General features: G+C 73.4%; 19 protein-coding genes. 11 read left to right on the forward strand and 8 right to left on the reverse strand.

The window, feature by feature from the left end; translation table 11 throughout:
- Position 1 precedes the first annotated feature (1 nt).
- Positions 2-835 carry a mycofactocin-coupled SDR family oxidoreductase gene (locus BM223_RS12430; protein WP_038677539.1) on the forward strand — a complete coding sequence of 278 codons (834 nt, stop codon included), beginning with the start codon at positions 2-4 and terminating at the stop codon, positions 833-835.
- Here BM223_RS12430 and BM223_RS12435 read toward each other — a convergent pair.
- Both BM223_RS12435 and BM223_RS12440 read right to left on the reverse strand, forming a co-directional pair.
- Positions 832-1,764 carry a pseudouridine-5'-phosphate glycosidase gene (locus tag BM223_RS12435; RefSeq protein WP_038677538.1) on the reverse strand — a complete coding sequence of 311 codons (933 nt, stop codon included), beginning with the start codon at positions 1,762-1,764 and terminating at the stop codon, positions 832-834. The genes BM223_RS12430 and BM223_RS12435 overlap by 4 nt on opposite strands.
- On the reverse strand, positions 1,761-2,873 hold the full coding sequence (locus tag BM223_RS12440) for a PfkB family carbohydrate kinase (RefSeq protein WP_038677536.1): 1,113 nt from the start codon (positions 2,871-2,873) through the stop codon (positions 1,761-1,763). The genes BM223_RS12435 and BM223_RS12440 overlap by 4 nt, the downstream gene beginning before the upstream one ends.
- Before the next feature lie 114 nt (positions 2,874-2,987).
- Between BM223_RS12440 and BM223_RS12445 the strand changes: the two genes are divergently transcribed.
- The gene (locus BM223_RS12445) at positions 2,988-4,676 is read left to right on the forward strand and encodes an alkaline phosphatase D family protein (protein ID WP_038677535.1); all 1,689 of its coding nucleotides are present in this window, start codon (positions 2,988-2,990) and stop codon (positions 4,674-4,676) included.
- On the opposite strand, the gene BM223_RS12450 is transcribed toward BM223_RS12445, so the two are convergent.
- The 4 genes from BM223_RS12450 to BM223_RS12465 are packed head-to-tail and all read right to left on the reverse strand — an operon-like array spanning position 4,669 to position 9,365.
- The gene (locus tag BM223_RS12450) at positions 4,669-6,312 is read right to left on the reverse strand and encodes an ABC-F family ATP-binding cassette domain-containing protein (RefSeq protein WP_038677533.1); all 1,644 of its coding nucleotides are present in this window, start codon (positions 6,310-6,312) and stop codon (positions 4,669-4,671) included. The two genes, BM223_RS12445 and BM223_RS12450, sit on opposite strands and share 8 nt — an antisense overlap.
- A gap of 43 nt (positions 6,313-6,355) precedes the next feature.
- Entirely contained in the window at positions 6,356-7,588 is a 1,233-nt protein-coding gene (locus tag BM223_RS12455; protein WP_038677532.1) for an acyl-CoA dehydrogenase family protein, read from the reverse strand.
- Positions 7,588-8,610 carry a phosphotransferase family protein gene (locus BM223_RS12460; protein WP_038677530.1) on the reverse strand — a complete coding sequence of 341 codons (1,023 nt, stop codon included), beginning with the start codon at positions 8,608-8,610 and terminating at the stop codon, positions 7,588-7,590. The genes BM223_RS12455 and BM223_RS12460 overlap by 1 nt, the downstream gene beginning before the upstream one ends.
- Positions 8,607-9,365, reverse strand: coding sequence for an SDR family oxidoreductase (locus tag BM223_RS12465; RefSeq protein WP_038677528.1), 759 nt, complete (start codon positions 9,363-9,365; stop codon positions 8,607-8,609). Before BM223_RS12465 ends, BM223_RS12460 begins: the two co-directional genes overlap by 4 nt.
- Before the next feature lie 107 nt (positions 9,366-9,472).
- On the opposite strand from BM223_RS12465, the gene BM223_RS12470 reads away from it, so the two are divergent.
- On the forward strand, positions 9,473-10,060 hold the full coding sequence (locus BM223_RS12470) for a TetR/AcrR family transcriptional regulator (protein ID WP_038677526.1): 588 nt from the start codon (positions 9,473-9,475) through the stop codon (positions 10,058-10,060).
- Between the two features lies 1 nt (position 10,061).
- Here BM223_RS12470 and BM223_RS12475 read toward each other — a convergent pair whose 3' ends face one another.
- The gene (locus tag BM223_RS12475; RefSeq protein ID WP_038677525.1) at positions 10,062-10,667 is read right to left on the reverse strand and encodes a hypothetical protein; all 606 of its coding nucleotides are present in this window, start codon (positions 10,665-10,667) and stop codon (positions 10,062-10,064) included.
- Between the two features lie 128 nt (positions 10,668-10,795).
- Between BM223_RS12475 and BM223_RS12480 the strand changes: the two genes are divergently transcribed.
- From BM223_RS12480 to BM223_RS12505, 7 genes are all read left to right on the forward strand, one after another.
- Entirely contained in the window at positions 10,796-11,302 is a 507-nt protein-coding gene (locus tag BM223_RS12480; protein ID WP_038677524.1) for a hypothetical protein, read from the forward strand.
- Positions 11,299-12,567 carry a hypothetical protein gene (locus tag BM223_RS12485; protein ID WP_075018573.1) on the forward strand — a complete coding sequence of 423 codons (1,269 nt, stop codon included), beginning with the start codon at positions 11,299-11,301 and terminating at the stop codon, positions 12,565-12,567. The genes BM223_RS12480 and BM223_RS12485 overlap by 4 nt, the downstream gene beginning before the upstream one ends.
- Positions 12,568-12,622: 55 nt before the next feature.
- Positions 12,623-13,384 (forward strand): class I SAM-dependent methyltransferase, encoded by a 762-nt coding sequence (locus BM223_RS12490; protein WP_038683781.1) that lies wholly within the window; start codon positions 12,623-12,625, stop codon positions 13,382-13,384.
- The gene (locus BM223_RS28985; RefSeq protein ID WP_170222546.1) at positions 13,374-13,550 is read left to right on the forward strand and encodes a hypothetical protein; all 177 of its coding nucleotides are present in this window, start codon (positions 13,374-13,376) and stop codon (positions 13,548-13,550) included. Before BM223_RS12490 ends, BM223_RS28985 begins: the two co-directional genes overlap by 11 nt.
- Positions 13,551-13,666: 116 nt before the next feature.
- On the forward strand, positions 13,667-15,334 hold the full coding sequence (hutU, locus tag BM223_RS12495; protein ID WP_038677521.1) for a urocanate hydratase: 1,668 nt from the start codon (positions 13,667-13,669) through the stop codon (positions 15,332-15,334).
- Entirely contained in the window at positions 15,331-16,362 is a 1,032-nt protein-coding gene (locus BM223_RS12500) for an LLM class flavin-dependent oxidoreductase (RefSeq protein WP_038677520.1), read from the forward strand. Before hutU ends, BM223_RS12500 begins: the two co-directional genes overlap by 4 nt.
- The gene (locus BM223_RS12505) at positions 16,359-17,636 is read left to right on the forward strand and encodes an MFS transporter (RefSeq protein WP_038677518.1); all 1,278 of its coding nucleotides are present in this window, start codon (positions 16,359-16,361) and stop codon (positions 17,634-17,636) included. Before BM223_RS12500 ends, BM223_RS12505 begins: the two co-directional genes overlap by 4 nt.
- Positions 17,637-17,649: 13 nt before the next feature.
- Here BM223_RS12505 and BM223_RS12510 read toward each other — a convergent pair whose 3' ends face one another.
- Positions 17,650-18,402: an IclR family transcriptional regulator gene (locus BM223_RS12510; RefSeq protein ID WP_141267453.1), complete on the reverse strand. Its 753-nt coding sequence runs from the start codon at positions 18,400-18,402 to the stop codon at positions 17,650-17,652.
- Positions 18,403-18,452: 50 nt separating this feature from the next.
- Here BM223_RS12510 and npdG point away from each other — a divergent pair.
- On the forward strand, positions 18,453-19,026 hold a 574-nt coding region (gene npdG / locus BM223_RS12515; RefSeq protein ID WP_075018574.1), incomplete at its 3' end, for an NADPH-dependent F420 reductase.

Genomic DNA, 19,026 nt, shown 5'->3' on the forward strand with positions numbered 1-19,026 from the left:
CATGGGACGTGTCGACCAGAAGGTCGCGCTCATCACCGGCGCCGGCCGCGGCCAGGGGCGCGCGCACGCCGTGCGCCTGGCCGAGGAGGGCGCCTCGATCATCGCCTTCGACATCTGCGCGCCGGTCGCGTCGGTCAGCTACGACATGGCGAGCTCCGACGACCTCGACGAGACGTGCGCACTCGTGCGCGCCGCGGGCGGGCAGGTGTACGCCGCGCAGGTCGACGTCCGCGACTTCGACGTGCTGCAGCGCGAGCTGGCCGCCGGCATCGAGGCGCTGGGCGGGCTCGACATCGTCGTCGCCAACGCCGGCATCGCCAGCTACGCGGCCGGCCACGAGATCTCCGAGGCCGCCTGGCAGGAGATGATCGACATCAACCTGACCGGCACGTGGCACACCATCAAGGCCGCCGTGCCCCACCTGGTGGCGGCGGGCCGCGGCGGATCGATCGTGCTGACCAGCTCGGCCGCGGGCCTCCAGGGGACGCCGAACCTCGCCCACTACGTCGCGGCGAAGCACGGGGTCACCGGCCTGATGCGGACGTTCGCCAACGAGCTCGCGCCGCACTGGATCCGGGTCAACAGCGTGCACCCGACGCAGGTCGACACGCCGATGATCATGAACGACGAGATCTTCCGCATGTTCCGCCCCGACCTGCCGGAGCCGGGCCGCGACGACATCGTCGGCGTCTCGACCGCGACCAACGCGCTCCCGGTGCCGTGGGTCGAGGCGAGCGACGTCGCCCATGCCGTGCTGTTCCTCGCCTCCGACGAGGCGCGCTACATCACCGGGGTCGCGCTGCCGGTCGACGCCGGCATCCTCGCGAAGGTCTAGGACGCGGCGGTCGTCGCGGCGTACTCGACGGCGATCGCCGCCCCCAGCCGGGCGTTGTCGCGCACCAGCGCGATGTTCGTCTCGAGCGACGCCCCGCCGGACAGCTCGACGATCCGCCCCAGCAGGTACGGCGTGATGTCCTTGCCGCGGATCCCGCGCGCGTCGGCGTCGGCGAGCGCCTGGCGGATGGTCGCCTCGATCTCGGGCTGCGGGATCTCGTCGGCGGCGGGCACCGGGTTGGCGATGGAGATCGCGCCCTCGAGCCCGAGGTCCCACTTCGCCCGCATCATGGCGGCGAGCTCGGCGGGCGTGTCGAGGCGCATGGGCGCGGTGAAGCCGCTGGAGCGGGAGAAGAACGACGGGAACTCGTCGGCGCGGTAGGCGACGACGGGGACCCCGAGGGTCTCCAGGACCTCGAGCGTGCGGCCGATGTCGAGGAGCGACTTCACGCCGGCGCTGACGATGGCGACGTCGGTGCGGCTCATCTCGGTGAGGTCGGCCGAGACGTCGAGGGTGTCCTCGCCGCCACGGTGGACGCCGCCGAGCCCGCCGGTCACGAACACGCGGATGCCGGCGAGGGCGGCCAGGCGCATGGTGGCGGCGACGGTGGTCGCGCCGTGCGCCCGGCGCGCGGCAACGTAGCCGATGTCGCGGATGCTCACCTTGGCGACGCCCTCGTCGGAGGCGAGCACGTCGAGCTCGTCGGCGGACAGGCCGATGCGCGGGACGCCGTCGAGGATGGCGATGGTGGCGGGGGTCGCGCCGCCGTCGCGGACGATCTGCTCGACCTCGCGCGCCATCTCGACGTTGCGCGGGTAGGGCATGCCGTGGCTGATGATCGTCGACTCGAGGGCGACGACGGGGCCGCCGGCGTCAAGGGCCGCGCGGACCTCGGGGGCGACGGACAGGAGCGGGTGGGGGCTGGTCACGAGAGGGTCTCCGTTCGGGCGGTGCGGATCGCGGCGGCGTCGAGGTCGGGCCGGACGTTGTCGGGGTGGGCGACGGTGAGGGCGGCGGCGACGTGGCCGAGGTCCGCGGCGTCGGCCGGGGTGTCGCCGCCGGTGCGGGCGTCGACGTAGGCGGCGGTCATCGCGTCGCCGGCGCCGGTGACGTCGACGACGTCGGCCGGGCGGGAGGCGAGCGCCACGACCGTGCCCTCGTCGCTGAGCAGGCTCCCCCGCTTGCCGCGGCGCACCCACACCCGGCGCACGCCCCGCTCGTGGAGGGCCGCGGCGGCCCGGGTGATCGCGGGCCGGTTGTCGGCGACGGGCGCGCCGGCCAGCGCGCCGAGCTCGGCGATGTTCGGAGTGACGGTGTCGACCGGCACGCCGTCGAGGAGGGGCGCGAGGCGGGCGGACTTGGCGACGCTCACCGGGTCGAGCAGCACCGGTACGTCGTGCTGGGCGCAGGTCTGCAGCGCCCACCGGACGACGTCGGCCGGGATGTTGCCGTCGATCACGACGAAGTCCGCGCGGGCGAGGACGTCGCGGCCGCGGCCGAGCTGCTCGACGGTGAGGCCGTCGGTGGCGCGCATGTCGGACGCCCCGATCACCAGCTCACCGCTGTGGTCGAGGGTGGCGAGGTAGGTGCCGGTGGCGAGCGGTCCGCGCACGACGTGGTCGACGTACACGCCGGCGTCGGCGGTGTGCGCGAGCAGCTCGCGCCCGAAGACGTCGTCGCCCACCGCCGCGATCAACGACGTGCGGCGGCCGAGCCGCGCCAGCCCCTCGGCGATGTTGCGCCCGACGCCACCGGGCGAGGTGTGGATCGTCGCCGGGTTGCTGGTGTGCAGGCCGGCGGCCGCGACGGTGCGGGCCTTGATGTCCATCACCGCGCCGCCGAGCACGACGACGTGCGGCTCGTCGCGGACGATGTAGCCGCGCCCGGCGATGGCGCCCTTGCGGGTCAGCGACGACAGCGCCATCGCGACCGACGCGCGGGTGCTGCCGAGCCGGTCCGCGATCGCCTGCGCGTCGAGCAGCGGCTGGGTCCGCAGCAGCTCGACGATCTGGCGCTCGCGAGGAGTCAGCGTCGTCATGTTGAGAACAATAAGTACGACTTACAAAGATAAGCAAGCGGCTCGTGAGCTGATCGGGACGTAACGCAGGTCACACCTATCTCGTTGCGAGGTCAGTCCAGCAGGAGGCCCCCCATGTCTGACTCGTCCCTTCCGCAGCGCGCCCTTTCCCGCCGCACCCTCATCGCCGGCGCGATCGGCGGTGGCGCCGCGCTCGCCCTCGCGTCGTGGCCCGAGGCCGTCGCCGCAGGCGCGCCGTTCGTGCACGGTGTCGCTTCGGGCGATCCCCTGCCCGGCGGCATCGTGCTCTGGACCCGGGTCACGCCGTCGGTCGAGGCGGCGCCCGGCTCGGGCGCCGGTCCGGACGTGGACGTCACCTGGGAGATCGCGCGCGACGCCGGCTTCAGTCTCGTCGTCCAGCAGGGCAGCGCCGTCGCGTCGGCCGCGCGCGACCACACGCTGCACGTCGACGTCAGCGGCCTGCAGCCCGCGACGGCGTACTACTACCGGTTCACGGCCCTGGGCGCGACCTCGCGCACCGGGCGCACCCGGACCGCGGCGGCCCCCGGGTCGTCGGCTCCGGTGCGGTTCGGCGTCGTGTCGTGCGCCAACTACGACTGGGGCTACTTCGTCCCCTACAAGTTCCTCGCCCAGCGCACGGACCTGCACGCGATCCTGCACCTCGGCGACTACGTCTACGAGTACGCCCCGGGCGGCGTCCTCGGCGGCTACCCCAAGAACCCGCGCAATGCCGACCCGCTCCACGAGTGCACGACGCTCGCCGACTACCGCGTCCGGCACGGCTGCTACAAGCTCGAGGCGAACCTCCAGGACCTCCATGCCGCGCACCCGATGGTTGCGGTGTGGGACGACCACGAGATCGCCAACGACACCTGGCAGGACGGCGCGGAGAACCACGATCCCGCCACCGAGGGCGACTGGGCGACCCGGGCGACGGCCGGACGCCGCGCCTTCCTCGAGTGGCTGCCCATCCGGCACACCGACCCCGACGACTGGCAGCGGATCAACCGCCGGCTCGCGTTCGGTGACCAGGTCGACCTCTGGATGCTCGACGAGCGCCGGTTCCGCACCCAGCCGCCGAAGAGCGCCCTCCTCGGGTACGTCGCCCTCGGCTCGTCGTCCAGCGATCCCGACGCCTCGATGATCGGCGACGACCAGGAGCACTGGCTGGTCACCGGCCTCGCCGCGAGCACGGCGCGCTGGAAGGTGCTCGGCAACCAGGTGCCGTTCTTCCCGCAGGTGCTGCTCCCCCAGGTCCCCGGCCAGGTCACGGACCTGCTCGGCCCGGCGCTCTCGAAGAAGCTCGAGGAGCCCCTGCTCCAGCTCTACGTCGAGGACTGGAACGGCTTCCTCGCCCAGCGCCAGCGCCTGGTCGACGGCATGGCCGGCATCGATGACGTCGTGATCCTCACCGGCGACGTGCACCAGAGCTTCGCCAGCGAGATCCCCGCCCGGCCCAACCGCTACCTGCTCGACCGCAGGTCGGTCGCCGTCGAGTACGTCACGCCCGGCGTCGCGTCGCCGTCACTGCAGACGATGGTCAACCAGGTCGCGCCCGGGGTGGGCAACCTGCTCGACACCGTCCTCAACACGAATGCGGCGCTCGCGAACCCGTGGATCCGCTGGTCCGAGGGCTTCCGGACCGGCTGCATGATCGTCGAGTTCGCCAGCGATCGAGTGCAGGCCGACTGGTTCCTCGTCGACAAGGGCACCGACCCCGACAGCCCGATCCGATGGGCCGCCTCGCGTCAGACGAAGGCCGGGACGCGGCGGGTGACCGCGGCGGCGCGGGCGCTCACCTGACCGCGACCACGCGACCGTCGTCGACCTGCCAGCGCTGGTCGAGCCGCACGTTGTCGAGCAGCCGGCGGTCGTGCGTGACCAGCAGCAGCGCGCCGTCGTAGGAGTCGAGGGCCTCCTCGAGCTGCTCGATCGCCGGCAGGTCGAGGTGGTTGGTGGGCTCGTCGAGGACGAGCAGGTTGACCCCGCGGGCCTGCAGGAGCGCCATCGCCGCGCGGGTCCGCTCCCCCGGGGAGAGCCGGCCGACGGTGCTGGTGACCTGGTCGGCCTTGAGGCCGAACTTCGCCAGCATCGTGCGGACGTCGGCCGGCGCCATCTCCGGCATGGCGGCCTCGAACGCCGCCCCGAGCGGCAGGTCGTCGTCGAGCCCGGTCCGCGCCTGGTCGATCTCGCCGACGGCGACCGATGCTCCCGCGCTGGCCCGGCCCGCGTCCGGGGCGAGCCGGCCGAGGAGGAGCCGCAGCAGCGTCGTCTTGCCCGCGCCGTTGGGGCCGACGATGCCGATCCGGTCGCCGGCGCTGACCTGGAGCGACACCGGGCCGAACGTGAAGTCGCCGAGCCGCACGGTGGCCTCGTCGAGGGTGGCGACCACGGAGCTCGACCGCGGGGCGGCGGCGATCGAGAAGCGCAGCTCCCACTCCTTGCGCGGCTCCTCGACCTCCTCCAGGCGCGCGATCCGTGACTCCATCTGGCGGACCTTCTGGGCCTGCTTCTCGGACGACTCCGACTGCGCCCGGCGGCGGACCTTGTCGTTGTCGGGCGACTTCCGCATCGCGTTGCGCACGCCCTGGGAGCTCCACTCCCGCTGGACCCGGGCGCGCCTGACCAGGTCGGCCTTCTTGTCCGCGAACTCCTCGTACGCCTCCCGCGCGTGCCGCCGGGCGACGGCGCGCTCCTCGAGGAACGCGTCGTACCCGCCGTCGTACACGGCGACCTGGTGCTGGGCGAGGTCGAGCTCGACGACGCGGGTCACCACGCGCGAGAGGAACTCGCGGTCGTGGGAGACCAGGACGACGCCGGCGCGCAGGCCCCGCACGAAGTCCTCGAGGCGGTCGAGCCCGGCGAGGTCGAGGTCGTTGGTCGGCTCGTCGAGGAGCACCAGGTCGAACCGGCTCAGCATCAGCACGGCCAGCGCGGCCCGGGCGGCCTGACCACCCGACAGCGCGGTCATCAGGGCGTCGGGACCGACGTCCAGGCCGAGGTCCGCCAGCATCGGCGGCAACCGCTCGTCGAGGTCGGGCGCGCCACTGGCCAGCCAGTGGTCGAGGCTCTCGGCGTAGGCGTCCGCGGTCCGGGGATCGTCGCCGGTGCCCAGCTCGGCGGCGGCCCGCTCCATCGCCTCGGTCGCGGCCGCGGCGCCCGTGCGGCGGGCGACGTACTGGCCGAGGGTCTCTCCGGCGACGCGCTCGTGCTCCTGCGGGAGCCAGCCGACGAAGGCGTCGCCGGGAGCGGTCGAGACGAGTCCGCCGAGCGGGGCCAGGTCGCTGGCGAGGATCCGCAGCAGGGTGGTCTTGCCGGCACCGTTGGCGCCGACCACCCCCACCACGTCGCCCGGCGCGACCGTCAGGTCGAGAGCCTCGAAGAGGGTGCGGTGCGCGTGGCCCCCGGCCAGGTCCTTGGTGACGAGGGTCGCGCTCATACGGCGATCGTAGTGGGGGTCCTCCGCCCGGCTACCGACGCACTCAGCGGGCCTCGCGGGCCGCCGCCTGGCGGCGCAGCTCGGTGCGCGCGAGCGCGTTCTTGTGGACCTCGTCGGGGCCGTCGGCGAACCGCAGGGTGCGGATGCCGGCGTACATGTTGGCCAGCGGGTGGTCCTGCGAGAGTCCGCCGGCGCCGTGCAGCTGGATCGCCTTGTCGAGGATCCACTGGACGGTCTCGGGGGTGGCGATCTTGATCGCCTGGATCTCGGTGTGGGCGCCCTTGTTGCCCACGGTGTCCATCAGCCAGGCGGTCTTGAGCACCAGCAGGCGCAGCTGCTCGAGCTTGACCCGGGACTCCGCGATCCAGCCCCGGACGACACCCTGGTCGGCGAGCGGCTTGCCGAAGGCGACCCGCGCGTCGGCGCGCTCGCACATCATCTCGATGGCGCGCTCGGCGATGCCGATCGAGCGCATGCAGTGGTGGATGCGGCCCGGGCCGAGGCGGGCCTGGGCGATGCCGAAGCCGCCGCCCTCCTCGCCGATCAGGTTGCTCACCGGGACCCGGACGTCGGTGAACCGCAGCTCCGCGTGGCCACCGTGCTCGTGGTCGTCGTACCCGTAGACCTCCATGCCGCGCACGACCTCGAGGCCCGGGGTGTCGCGCGGGACCAGGATCATCGACTGCTGGCGGTGCCGCTCGGCCGACGGGTCGGTCTTGCCCATCACGATGAAGATCTTGCAGTTGGGGTTCATCGCGCCGGTGATCCACCACTTGCGGCCGTTGAGGACGTACTCGTCACCGTCGCGCACGATCGACATCTCGATGTTCGTCGCGTCGGACGACGCCACGTCGGGCTCGGTCATCGCGAACGCCGAGCGGATCTCGCCGGCGAGCAGCGGCTCGAGCCACTGCGCCTTCTGCTCGGGGGTGCCGAACTGCGAGAGCACCTCCATGTTGCCGGTGTCGGGGGCGGCGCAGTTCATCGCCGGCGGCGCGAGGTGGATGCTGCGCCCCGAGATCTCGGCCATCACGGCGTACTGGAGGTTGGTCAGGCCGGCGCCCTCGGCGCCCGGGTGGAAGAGGTTCCACAGGCCGCGGCGGCGGGCCTCGGCGCGCAGCTCGACCATGACGGGCGTCGAGTCCCAGGCCCAGCGGTCGTCGAGCGCGGCGAGCTGGTCGTGGAAGACCGCCTCGGCCGGGTGGACGTGGGTGTCCATGAAGTCGAGCAGCGTGGCCCGGAGCTCCTCGGTGCGGGCGTCGAATCCGAAGTCCATCAGTCGTTCTCCTTCAGGGCCGCGAGGCCCGCGTCGAGCAGGGGGTGGATGGCGTCGCCGATCCCGGCGAAGCCCTCGCCGACGGTCTGGCCGGCAAGGAAGCGGTAGTGGATGCCCTCGAGGATCGCGGCGAGCTTGAACGCCGCGAGGCCGCGGTACCAGCCGAAGCGGGACAGGTCGCGGTCGCTGCCCGCGGCGTACCGGGCGACGACCTCGTCCTCGCCGAGGAAGCCCGGCGCCTCGGAGGCGTCGGCGACGGCCTCGCCGATCTCGGTGGCGAGCTGGTGGTAGGTGAGCATCAGCGCGAGGTCGGTGAGCGGGTCGCCGAGGGTCGCCATCTCCCAGTCCAGGACGGCGGTCGCGCGATCGATCCCGTCGGTGCTGTCGACGAGCACGTTGTCGAGGCGGTAGTCGCCGTGCACGATGCCGGTCGGCGCCTCGTCCGGCACGCTCGCGGCGAGCCGGCGGTGCAGCTCGTCGGCGGCCGGCAGGTCCCGCGTGTACGACGCGTCGAGCTGCTTGCGCCAGCGCCCGACCTGGCGCCCGAGGAAGCCCTCCGGGCGGCCGAAGTCGGTGAGCCCGACGGCGGCAGGGTCGACCGCGTGGAGCGCGAGCAGGGTGTCGACGAGACGCTCGGAGATGCCGCGGACGCGCTCGGACCCGAGCGGCTCGAGCTCGGACGCGCGGCGGTAGGGCACCCCGGCGCACCGCTCCATGACGTAGAAGTCGGCGCCGACGACCTCGGGGTCGGAGCAGAAGGCGAAGGTGCGGGGCACCGGGACGTCCGTGTCCTGCAGCGCCGACATGACACGGTACTCGCGGCCCATGTCGTGCGCCGTCGCGAGCACGTGGCCCAGCGGTGGGCGGCGCACGATCCACTCCTGGCTGCCGTCGGAGACGACGAACGTGAGGTTGGACTTGCCGCCCGCGACGAGCTCGGCGCTCAGCTGGGCACCGGCGCCGAGGACCTCGGCGGACAGCCAGGCGCCGAGCCGGTCGAGGTCGAGGCCCGGCGGGTTCACTCGACGCCGCCGGTGAGCGTGAGGCCGCCGTCGACGACGAGGGTCTGGCCGGTCATCCAGGCGGACTCGCCGGAGAGCAGGAACGAGACCACGCTGCCGATGTCGTCGGGCTCGCCGAGCCGCTTGAGCGGGTACTGCTCGGCGACCTCGGCCTCGCGGCCCTCGTAGAGCGCGGTGGCGAACTTGGTCTTGACCACGGCAGGGGCGACCGCGTTGACCCGGATGTCGGGGCCGAGCTCGACGGCCAGCAGCTCGGTCATCGAGATGAGCATCGCCTTGCTGGCGCCGTAGATCCCGATGCCCGGGGCGGGCTTGACGCCGGAGACCGACGAGATGTTGACGACCGCGCCGCCGTGCTCCTTCTGCCAGGCGGCGTGCACCTGCTGGGTCCAGGCCAGCGTGGCGAGCACGTTGACCTCGACCACCTTGCGCGCGGCACCGAGGTCGAGCTCGATCATCGGCCCGTACGCCGGGTTGATGCCGGTGTTGTTGACGAGGAAGTCGATGCTGCCGAAGCTGGCGAGCGCCTGGCGGACGGTGGCGGCCTGGTGCTCGGCGTCGTCCGCCTTGCCGGCCACGCCGAGCGCGTGCGCGGTCCCGCCGAGGGCTGCGACGGCCTCGTCCAGCGCCTCCTGGCCGCGTCCGGTGATGACCACCCGCGCGCCGTCGGCGACCAGCCGCTCGGCGATCGCGAACCCGATCCCCCGGCTCGCGCCGGTGATGATCGCCGTCTTGCCCTCGAACCTCGTGCCCACCGTGCCGCCTCGCTCCGTCGAATGAGTTACTAAGCGCTTGCTTAGCGCGCTAGCCTCTACTCTGCACGCGGGCACCGGGCCCCGTCAAGAACCGAGGAGGGACGCCGATGACCGGCTCACCGCGCGCCGAGGCGACCCGCGCGCGCCTGCTCGAGGCAGCCGTGGCGGCGTTCTCCGAGAAGGGCTTCCACGGGACGACGACGCGCGACATCGCCGGCGGGGCCGGGATGAGCCCGGCCGCGGTCTACGTGCACCACAAGTCCAAGGAGGAGCTGCTCTTCCTGATCTCCCGCGAGGGCCACCAGTCCGCGCTCGACGTGATCCGCACGGCCCGGGCCACGACGTCCGACCCGGTCGCCCAGCTGGCCGCCGTGGCCCGCGCGTTCGCCGAGTTCCACGCCCACCACCACACCGTCGCCCGGATCCTCAACTACGAGCTCGCCGCGCTCAGCGCCGAGCACCGGGCGAGCATCGACGAGCTCCGCACCGGCATCGACCGCGAGCTGCGCACCCTGGTCCGCGACGGCGTCACGGCCGGCGTCTTCGACACGCCCGACCCGGCTCTGGCCGCGACGGCGCTCGCCTCGATGTCGGTCGACATCGCGCGCTGGTACCGCGAGGACGGCGAGTGGACGCCGGACCAGATCGGCGACTACTACTCCGACCTCGCGCTGCGCCTGGTCGGCGCCGGCTGAGCTAGACCTTCCAGGTGATGCTGGCGAGGATCTGCTCGCGCAGCTCGTCGGCGCCGGGCAGGTCGAGCGGCGTCTCGATCTGCACGCTCCACTGCCGCCCGCCGTGCAGGCCGCCGACCCAGTAGGACCGCTTGTCGGCATTGCTGCCCTCGGCGGCCCAGGCCTCGACGCCGTCGACCACCCGGTTGGCGATGCGGCGCGGCGCCGGCCTGTTCTGCGACGCGGCGAGGAACGCCTTCGCGTCGGCCTCGAGGTCGGTCTGGATGGTGCTGATGTCGCTCGCGGTGACCATCACCGGGTAGCCCTCGTCGGTGAGGTAGCTGCCGGAGACCGTCTGGGTGCCCAGCGACGACGTCCGCCAGCGCGGCCCCTCGGTCAGGTGCAGGCTGAGCGCGGGGATCTCGAGGAGCGGGCCGGTGGCGGGCGCGACCGTCGCCGACGGCGTGCCCTCGGTCGCACCGGTCGCGCCCGCGGAGGTGGGTGCGGACGAGCCGGACGGCGTGGGCCCGTCACCCTTCGGGTCGTCGTCGCCGCAGCCCGCGAGCGCGGCGACGAGGACGGCAGCGGACGCCGTCGAGAGGACGGTGCGCGAGACCCGAGACCACATCCGACATATCCTTCCGGGACGGTGGAGCCGCCACCCTAGCAACGGAGTGCGGCTCGTCGGTTTCACCGCCTCGCGGGGTGGGTAGTCGGCCGGTTGCCCTCTCCTCTCGGACCCGAAGGACACGCACCATGTTCGCTGAACTCGGCACACGGCTGGCCGGCGCACTCTCGATCGGCGACCTCAAGACCGACGGCGCGCCCGCCCAGGGGCTCGACCTGGTCGTCGACCAGATCAAGGGCGTGCTGACCGCCCTCGACCAGGGCATCACCGACCTCGAGGCCAACAAGTTCCCCGTCGACGGATTCATCCGGTCCGCCTCGTTCGGCATGGGCGAGGAGGCCTCCCGGATCGCCTACCACCACACCCGCGCCCACGGGGTCGTCGTCGACACCCTCAAGGGCATGAAGAGCGACCTCGAGAAGTTCCACGCCTCGGTCCTCGACGCCCAGGCCCTGGTGACCCGCACCGACGAGCAGGCCCAGGCCGACCTGACCCGGATCGTGGCCCGCACCGAGAACATCGACCTCGGCCAGCAGGGCCACGTCGAGGCCCAGAACGACCACACCGGCGACGTCCCCAGCGACGAGCCGCCGGCCGCCGACGACTCCGACGAGACCGACGAGGACGCCTCATGACCGGCCAGCACATCGCCGACCTCAAGCACCGCACGACGGGCATGGACGAGGCCGCGATCGACGACGTCGACATCTCCCGCGACGCCTGGGGCAAGGGCGCCACCGCCCTCGAGAACGTCGCCCGCGCCCTGCTGCTGGCCGCGCCCGAGATCCGCAAGGGCTTCGGCGCCGGCTCCACCATCGGCCAGGACGCCCACGACGCCTTCGACCAGGCCGCCACCCGGATCAGCGCCCGGCAGAAGGACCTCGAGGACGCCCAGCAGGCGCTCGAGAAGGTCATCCCCGCGATGACCGCCGCCCGGGCCGCCGCGGCCGGCGCCCCCGGCACCTCCCCCGGCGACCCGCCGCCGTTCCCGACCCCGACCGGCACCGACGACGCCGCCGAGATCCAGGCGCTCAAGGTCCACGCCCGCCAGATGGAGACCTACAACAACCAGGTCTCGGCGTACGCGGGGGCCGACGAGGACGCCCGGAAGAAGGTGCAGGACCTCAAGGACCGCTACCGCGAGGCGGCCGACGTCTTCCAGCGCATCCACGGCGAGCCCGAGGACAAGACGCCCAACAAGCCCGGCCGTCCCGACCCGGGTGGCAGCGGCGGCGTCCCGCCGATCGGTCGTCCGAGCAACCCCTACGTGCCGCCGCCGGTGCACCCGACGATCCCGGTGACCCCGCCGCCCGTCATCGAGCACCCGCCGCCCACGATCCAGCACCCGCCGGTCCCCCCGGTCGGTCCCGTCCACCCGCCCGAGCTCCCCACCGGCTACCCGCCGTCCGACCCCGTCGGCCCGCACGTCCCCGGTGGCCCGGGCGGCCCCGGCGGCTCCGGCGGTGGCGGTGGCGTCGGTCCCGCGGTGCTCGGCGGCGCGGTGGGCGCCGGCGTCTTCGGTGCTCCGGGCATCGTCAACGGCATCCGCGGTCTCCTCAACGGCCGCGGCCTCAGCGGCTCCGGCGGCACCATCGGTGCCACCTCGCGCACCGGCGGCCCGGGCTCCCTCACCCGCGGCGGCGGTGCCGGCGCGCCGGGCAGCCAGGTCAACCGCGCCGGCGGCGCCCGCGGCGCGGGCGGCGGCCGGGGCGGTGCGGCCGGGGGCGCCGGCGGCCGCGGAGGCCAGGGCTCGCGAGGTCGCGGTGGTGCCGCGGCCGGCGCGGGCGGACGCCGCGGCGACCGCAAGCGCGACGACGAGAAGGGCCAGGAGCGCGACCTCTTCGACGACGGCCAGGACTGGCTCGACGACGAGGGTGCCGCGCCGGGCGTGCTCGACTGACGCCGGCGACGGGATAGACAGGCGGCGCCGCCCGGAGAATGATCGGCCCGTGGCCATGTTCGAGGTCGCGGCCGACGCCTACGTCCGCTTCATGGGGACCTTCTCCGGGCCCCTCGCCCGGCTGTTCGCGGACGTCGGCCTGGCCGGCGTCGAGCCGGACGCCCCCGTGCTGGACGTCGGCTGCGGACCCGGCATGCTCACCGCCGAGCTGGTCCGGCGCCGCGGGGCTCCCCTCGTCGCGGCCGTCGACCCCGTCGCCTCCTTCGTCGCGGCGACCGCGGCGGCCCACCCCGGTGCCGACGTACGTGCGGCGTCGGCGGAGACCCTCCCCTTCGCCGACGCCGCCTTCGGCGCCACGCTCGCCCAGCTCGTCGTGAACTTCATGAGCGACCCCGCGGCCGGGATCGGCGAGATGCGCCGGGTCACCCGTCCGGGAGGCCGGGTGAGTGCGTGCGTGTGGGACCACGGCGGTGGGCGCGGCCCCCTGTCACCGCTGTGGCGCGCGGCCGCGAGCCTCGATCCGGACCTGACCGGCGAGAGCAGCCTCCCCGGCGCCCACGGCGGCGACCTGGTCGCGCTGCTCGACGCGGCCGGGCTGCGCGAGGTGCGCGAGACCGAGCTGTCCGTGACGGTCCCGTTCGCCCGCTTCGCCGACTGGTGGGAGCCCTACACCCTCGGCGTCGGCCCGGCCGGCGGCTACGTCGCGGGGCTCGACGCCGCCGCCCGCGACCGGCTCGCCGCGGCGCTGCGCGCCGAGCTCGGCGACGGCCCGTTCACCGTCACCGGCGTCGCCTGGGCGGCCTCCGGTGTCGTCTGAGCCGTCAGACGGGCAGGCCGCGCTCGACCGCTGGATCACCTCCGGCGGGCACTGGGAGGTCGTCGGCCAGCACGACGGCACGGCCACCGTCGCGCTGCTGACCTGCGACGGCGGCCAGGAGATGGACCGCGTGACGCTGCCCGTGGCCGCCCTCCCCGCGCACTGAGGCCGCCGCTCTGGTTTGTCCCGCCAGCGGGACACATATCGAGGTTGTGACCTCCCGCACACCTGCTCCACGCGCCCAGGATGACGGGCAAGAAGCGTCGAGAGCAGGAGTTCCGCATGACAGCCGTGTCCCCCGTCCGCACCCTCCGATCCCCGCGTGGCAGCGGGCTCTCCACCCTCGGGTGGGAGCAGGAGGCGGTGTACCGGATGCTGCACAACAACCTCGACCCGGACGTCGCGGAGAACCCCGCCGACCTCGTCGTCTACGGCGGCTCCGGCAAGGCCGCGCGCGACTGGGCGTCGTTCGACGCCATCGCGCACCGGCTCACGACGCTGCGCTCCGACCAGACCCTGCTCGTGCAGTCGGGCAAGCCGGTCGGCGTCCTGGACACGACGCCCGAGGCGCCGCGCGTCCTGATCGCGAACGGCAACCTGGTCGGCGACTGGGCGAGCTGGGACGAGTTCCGCCGGCTCGACGAGCTGGGGCTGATCATGTTCGGCCAGATGACGGCCGGCTCGTGGCTCTACATCGGCAGCCAGGGCATCGTGCAGGGCACCTACGAGACGTTCGCGGCCGTCGCCCGGCAGCGCTTCGGCGGCGACCTCGCCGGCACCATCACGGTGACCGCGGGGCTCGGCGGCATGGGCGGCGCCCAGCCGCTCGCCGTCACGATGAACGGCGGCGTCGCGATCTGCCTCGACGTCGACCCGGCCAAGGTCGCCCGCCGGGTCGAGCTCGGCTACCTCGACACGACCGCGGACAGCCCGGAGGCCGCGCTGCGGATGGCCGAGGAGGCCGCCGCGGCCCGGCGTCCGCTCTCGATCGGCGTCTGCGCCAACGCGGCCGAGGTGCTGCCGGCGTACCTGCGCAGCGGCGCGCGGATCGACGTCGTCACCGACCAGACCTCGGCGCACGAGCCGCTCACCTACCTGCCGGCCGGCGAGGACCTCGACGGCTGGGCCGAGAAGGTCCGCCGCGACCCGGCCGGCTGCCACGAGCAGGCGCTCGCCTCGATGGCCGCGCACGTCGAGGCGATGCTCGGCTTCCGGCGCGGCGGCGCCGTCGTCTTCGACTACGGCAACTCGCTGCGCGCGTTCGCCGCCCAGGGTGGCTGCACCGACGCCTTCGAGATCCCCGGATTCGTGCAGGAGTACGTCCGCCCGCTCTTCAGCGAGGGCCGCGGCCCGTTCCGCTGGGTCGCGCTCTCCGGCGACCCCGCCGACATCGCCCGCACCGACCGGGCCGTCGCCGAGCTCTTCCCCGACGACGAAGGCCTGCAGCGCTGGCTGCGGCTGGCCGGCGACCGGGTCCCCCAGCAGGGCCTGCCCGCCCGGATCTGCTGGCTGGGCCACGGTCAGCGCGACCTGGCCGCGCTCGCGTTCAACGACCTCGTCCGGCGTGGCGAGGTGGCCGCGCCGATCGTGGTCGGCCGCGACCACTTCGACGGCGGCTCGGTCGCGTCGCCGTACCGGGAGACCGAGGGGATGCTCGACGGCTCCGACGCGATCGCCGACTGGCCGCTCCTCAACGCACTGGTCAACGTCGCCTCCGGCGCCTCGTGGGTCTCGATCCACCACGGCGGCGGGGTCGGCATGGGCAAGTCGATCCACTCCGGCCAGGTCTGCGTCGCCGACGGCACCGACCAGGCAGCCGCGCGGCTGGCCCGCGTGTTCCGCAACGACTCCGCGACGGCCGTGCTGCGGCACGCCGACGCGGGCTACCCGATCGCCCGGGAGTGCGCCGAGCGCACCGGGCTCGAGATCCCGATGGGAGACGCCCGATGAGCACCCCCGACCAGCGTGAGGTGGAGGTCTTCGCCCTCAGCTTCGTGCCCGCGACCGAGTTCCCCGACCTCGCCGTCCACTACGAGAGGTCCGGTTGGCACGGCCTCCTCGCCGCCGACAGCCAGAACCTCACCGGCGACCCGTTCGCCGCGATCTCGGTGGCCGCGACCCGCACCGAGCGGATCCGGCTCGGCACCGGCGTCACCAACCCGGTCACCCGGCACGTCGCCGCGCTCGCCTCGGCGGCAGCAACCGCGCACGCCTTCTCGGACGGGCGGATGGTGCTCGGCATCGGCCGCGGCGACTCCTCGCTCTCCCACATCGGCCGCGGACCCGCGCCGGTGCGCGAGTTCGAGGAGGTGCTGACCCGGCTGCGCGGCTACCTCAACGAGGGCCGCGCGCAGATCGAGGAGTTCGACAGCCGGATGGACTGGGTCGCCGAGACCGGCCTGCCGCCCGTCCCGATCGAGGTCGCGGCGTCCGGACCGCGGGTCATCAAGCTCGGCGCCTGCCTGGCCGATCGCCTCGTGCTCACCGTCGGCGTCGAGCCGGAGCCGATCGCCCAGGCGCTCGAGACCGCGCGCAAGGCGCGTGCGGACGCGGGTCTCGACCCCGACGGCATCCAGTACGGCGCGTACCTCAACGTCGCCACCCACCGCGACCTCGACGTCGCCAACCAGCTCATCTCGGGCAGCCTCAGCGTCCTCGCCAGGTTCGCGGATCGCGACCAGCGCTCGAAGCTCCACGGCGACTACCGGATCGACACCCATGCGAACCTCCGCACGACGCCGAGCGAGGAGGACCGGATCCTGCGGGAGCGGTTCGCCATCGTCGGCGACCCCGACCACTGCGTCGCGCGGATCCAGCCCCTCATCGACCTCGGGCTGGACTTCGTGATCGTGGCCGGTCATTCTCGCGACGCACGCCGGCAGGACCTGCTGGACAGCGCCGCGCTCCTGGGCGCGGAGGTCATCCCCGCGCTCCGACCCGCAGCGCACCCCTTCACCAGTGAGGTCCACCCGTCATGACCACTGCACCCACCCCGTCCGCAGGGCTGCGCCGCACGGCGCCGCGCTCGTCCTGGCGCTCCGTCGTCGCTGCCGGCCTCGGCAACGTCATGGAGTGGTACGACGTCATCATCTACGCCTACATGGCGCCGGTGCTGGCCGTCCTCTTCTTCCCGAGGTCCGACCAGACCGCCGGCCTGATCAGCACGTACGCCGGCCTCCTCATCAGCTACCTGATCCGCCCCGTCGGGGCGATGGTGATCGGCAACCTCGCCGACAAGCACGGCCGCAAGGCCGCGCTGACGCTCACCATCGCGCTGATGACCCTCGGCGTCGCGATCATCGCGATCACGCCGACGTACGCCAGCATCGGCCTGGCCGCGCCCGCCATCCTGATGGTGTCGCGGCTGATCCAGGGCTTCTCCGCGGGCGGCGAGTTCGGCGCCGCGACGACGTTCATGGCCGAGAGCGCGCAGGTCGGCCGCCGGTTCCTGGCGAGCTGGCAGGCCGCCACCCAGGGCATGGCGATGATCCTCGCCGGCGTCTCCGGCTGGCTGCTGTTCACGACCGTCGACACCGAGACGCTGCACTCCTGGGCCTGGCGGCTGCCGTTCGTCTTCGGCATCCTGATCGGCCCGATCGGGCTGTGGATCCGCAACCGGATCCCGGACACCGAGGAGTTCCGCGCGACCGAGCCGATCGCGAACCCCCTGCGCACGACGCTGCGCGACCACTGGGGACGAGTGCTCGTCGGCACCCTCTGCGTCAGCATGGCCGGCATGGGCGTCTACCTGATCACCTTCCTCGCCGCCTACGCGCTGCGCCTCGACCTCGCGCAGTGGTCCGGGTACGCCGCCGCGGCGACCGCAGGTACCGTGATCGCCGTGCTGGCGCCCTGCTTCGGCCGGCTCGCCGACCGGATCGGCGCCGTACCGATCCTGCTGACCGCGGCCGTCGTCGGCTTCGTCAGCATCTACCCGCTGCTGTCGTTCCTGCTCAGCCACCGCTCGACCGGAGCGCTGATCCTGGTCGAGGCGTTCATCGGCGTGGTCATCGCGGCGTACTTCGGCACCCTGACCGGGCTCCTGGTCGAGCTCTTCGACACCGAGGTGCGCACCACCGGCATCGCGCTGTCGTACAACGTCGGGATGATCTTCATGGGCAGCCTCGGGCCGCTGCTGCTGACCGCGTGGAGCGACGTCACGCTGCGCGCGCCGGCGTACTACTTCATGATGATCGCGCCGCTGTCGATCATCGGCGTGGTGCTCGCCCGCAAGCTCTACCGGCAGCCCTGAGCACCCGCTCGCGTCAGTGCCGCACTCGCTCGCTCAGCCGCTCCGCGGCCTGGACGACGAGTGCGGCCAGCGCGGGCAGCGTGTCGAGGTGCTCCTCGGCGAAGGTCAGCGTGAACGACCCGAGCGGCAGGCCGTTGTCGTCGACCGCGGCGGCCGAGACCGAGGCCAGGTCGGGCATGATCCAGCCCTGCTCGAAGGCGTAGCCGTCGCGCCGGACCGTGGTCAGGGCGCGGCGCAGCTCGGTCGGCGACTGCGGGCCGAGCCCGCGCCGGGTGAAGAACGCCTCCTTCGACGGGAACAGCGCCCGCACCTGCGGCACCGGCAGCCGCGCGAGCAGGGCCAGGCCGCTGGCGGTGAGGTGGGCGGGCAGCCGGACGCCCACCTCGCTGATCAGCACCGGCCGCCCGGGCGCCCGCTCCTCGATCAGGTAGACCACGTCGCTCCCGTGCAGGATCGCGAAGTGCCCGTTGTGGCCGGCCTCGTCGACGAGCCGGTTGATGATCGGCTGGGCCATCCGGCGCAGCGGCGCCTGGCGCTGGTACGCCGACCCGAGCTCGTGCGCCGCGATCCCCAGCCCGTAGCGGCGCCGCTCGGCGTGGTGGCGCACGTAGCCGTGCTCGATGAGCACGTCGAGCAGGTAGTACGTCGTCGACCGGGCGAGTCCCAGCTCACGGGCGATGTGGCTCGCCGACACCGGCTCGACGCTCCCCGAGATCACACGCAGCACGTCGAGTGCCTGGGCCGCGGCCGGCGCTCGTCGCTCCATGGCCCGCATCCTTCCAGTCCCCCAGCCCCCGTCTCACCAGGAGAATCCCCATGACCACCAGCACCCCGACCCCCCGCTACACCGTCGCCGTGATCGGCGGCACCGGCCCGCAGGGCAAGGGCCTGGGCTACCGCTTCGCACGCCACGGCCACGACATCGTCCTCGGCTCCCGCGCCGCCGAGAAGGCCGAGACCGTCGCCACCGAGGTCAGCGAGCGGCTCGCCGGACTGGCCGGTGCCGGCACCGCCCGCGGCGCCGCCAACACCGACGCCATCGCCGCCGCCGACGTCGTCCTCCTCGCCGTCCCCTACGACGGCCACGACGAGCTCGTCGCGTCGTTGGCCTCGGCATTGGCCGGGAAGACCGTCATCTCCTGCGTCAACCCCCTGGCCTTCGACAAGCGCGGCGCCCACGGCCGCGTCATCAACGGCGGCGAGGGCTCCGCCGCCGAGTCCGCCGCCGAGATCGCCCCCGAGGCCACCGTGGTCGGCGCCTTCCACAACGTCGCCGCCCCCGCCCTGTGGGGCGAGGACGACTTCCTCGACGAGGACGTCATCGTGGTCGGCGACTCCCTCGAGGGCAAGCAGGTCGCCATCGACCTCGCCGCCTCGGTCACCGGACGCC

It is taken from the genome of Pimelobacter simplex, assembly GCF_900114845.1.
Lineage (GTDB): Bacteria > Actinomycetota > Actinomycetes > Propionibacteriales > Nocardioidaceae > Nocardioides > Nocardioides simplex.

Coding starts and splice junctions, on each gene's coding strand:
- BM223_RS12430 (WP_038677539.1), top strand. CDS start 2: ATGGGACGTGTCGACCAGAAGGTCGCGCTCATCACCGGCGCCGGCCGC.
- BM223_RS12440 (WP_038677536.1), bottom strand. CDS start 2,873: ATGACGACGCTGACTCCTCGCGAGCGCCAGATCGTCGAGCTGCTGCGG.
- BM223_RS12445 (WP_038677535.1), top strand. CDS start 2,988: ATGTCTGACTCGTCCCTTCCGCAGCGCGCCCTTTCCCGCCGCACCCTC.
- BM223_RS12450 (WP_038677533.1), bottom strand. CDS start 6,312: ATGAGCGCGACCCTCGTCACCAAGGACCTGGCCGGGGGCCACGCGCAC.
- BM223_RS12455 (WP_038677532.1), bottom strand. CDS start 7,588: ATGGACTTCGGATTCGACGCCCGCACCGAGGAGCTCCGGGCCACGCTG.
- BM223_RS12470 (WP_038677526.1), top strand. CDS start 9,473: ATGACCGGCTCACCGCGCGCCGAGGCGACCCGCGCGCGCCTGCTCGAG.
- BM223_RS12475 (WP_038677525.1), bottom strand. CDS start 10,667: ATGTGGTCTCGGGTCTCGCGCACCGTCCTCTCGACGGCGTCCGCTGCC.
- BM223_RS12480 (WP_038677524.1), top strand. CDS start 10,796: ATGTTCGCTGAACTCGGCACACGGCTGGCCGGCGCACTCTCGATCGGC.
- BM223_RS12485 (WP_075018573.1), top strand. CDS start 11,299: ATGACCGGCCAGCACATCGCCGACCTCAAGCACCGCACGACGGGCATG.
- BM223_RS12490 (WP_038683781.1), top strand. CDS start 12,623: ATGTTCGAGGTCGCGGCCGACGCCTACGTCCGCTTCATGGGGACCTTC.
- hutU (WP_038677521.1), top strand. CDS start 13,667: ATGACAGCCGTGTCCCCCGTCCGCACCCTCCGATCCCCGCGTGGCAGC.
- BM223_RS12500 (WP_038677520.1), top strand. CDS start 15,331: ATGAGCACCCCCGACCAGCGTGAGGTGGAGGTCTTCGCCCTCAGCTTC.
- BM223_RS12505 (WP_038677518.1), top strand. CDS start 16,359: ATGACCACTGCACCCACCCCGTCCGCAGGGCTGCGCCGCACGGCGCCG.
- BM223_RS12510 (WP_141267453.1), bottom strand. CDS start 18,402: ATGGAGCGACGAGCGCCGGCCGCGGCCCAGGCACTCGACGTGCTGCGT.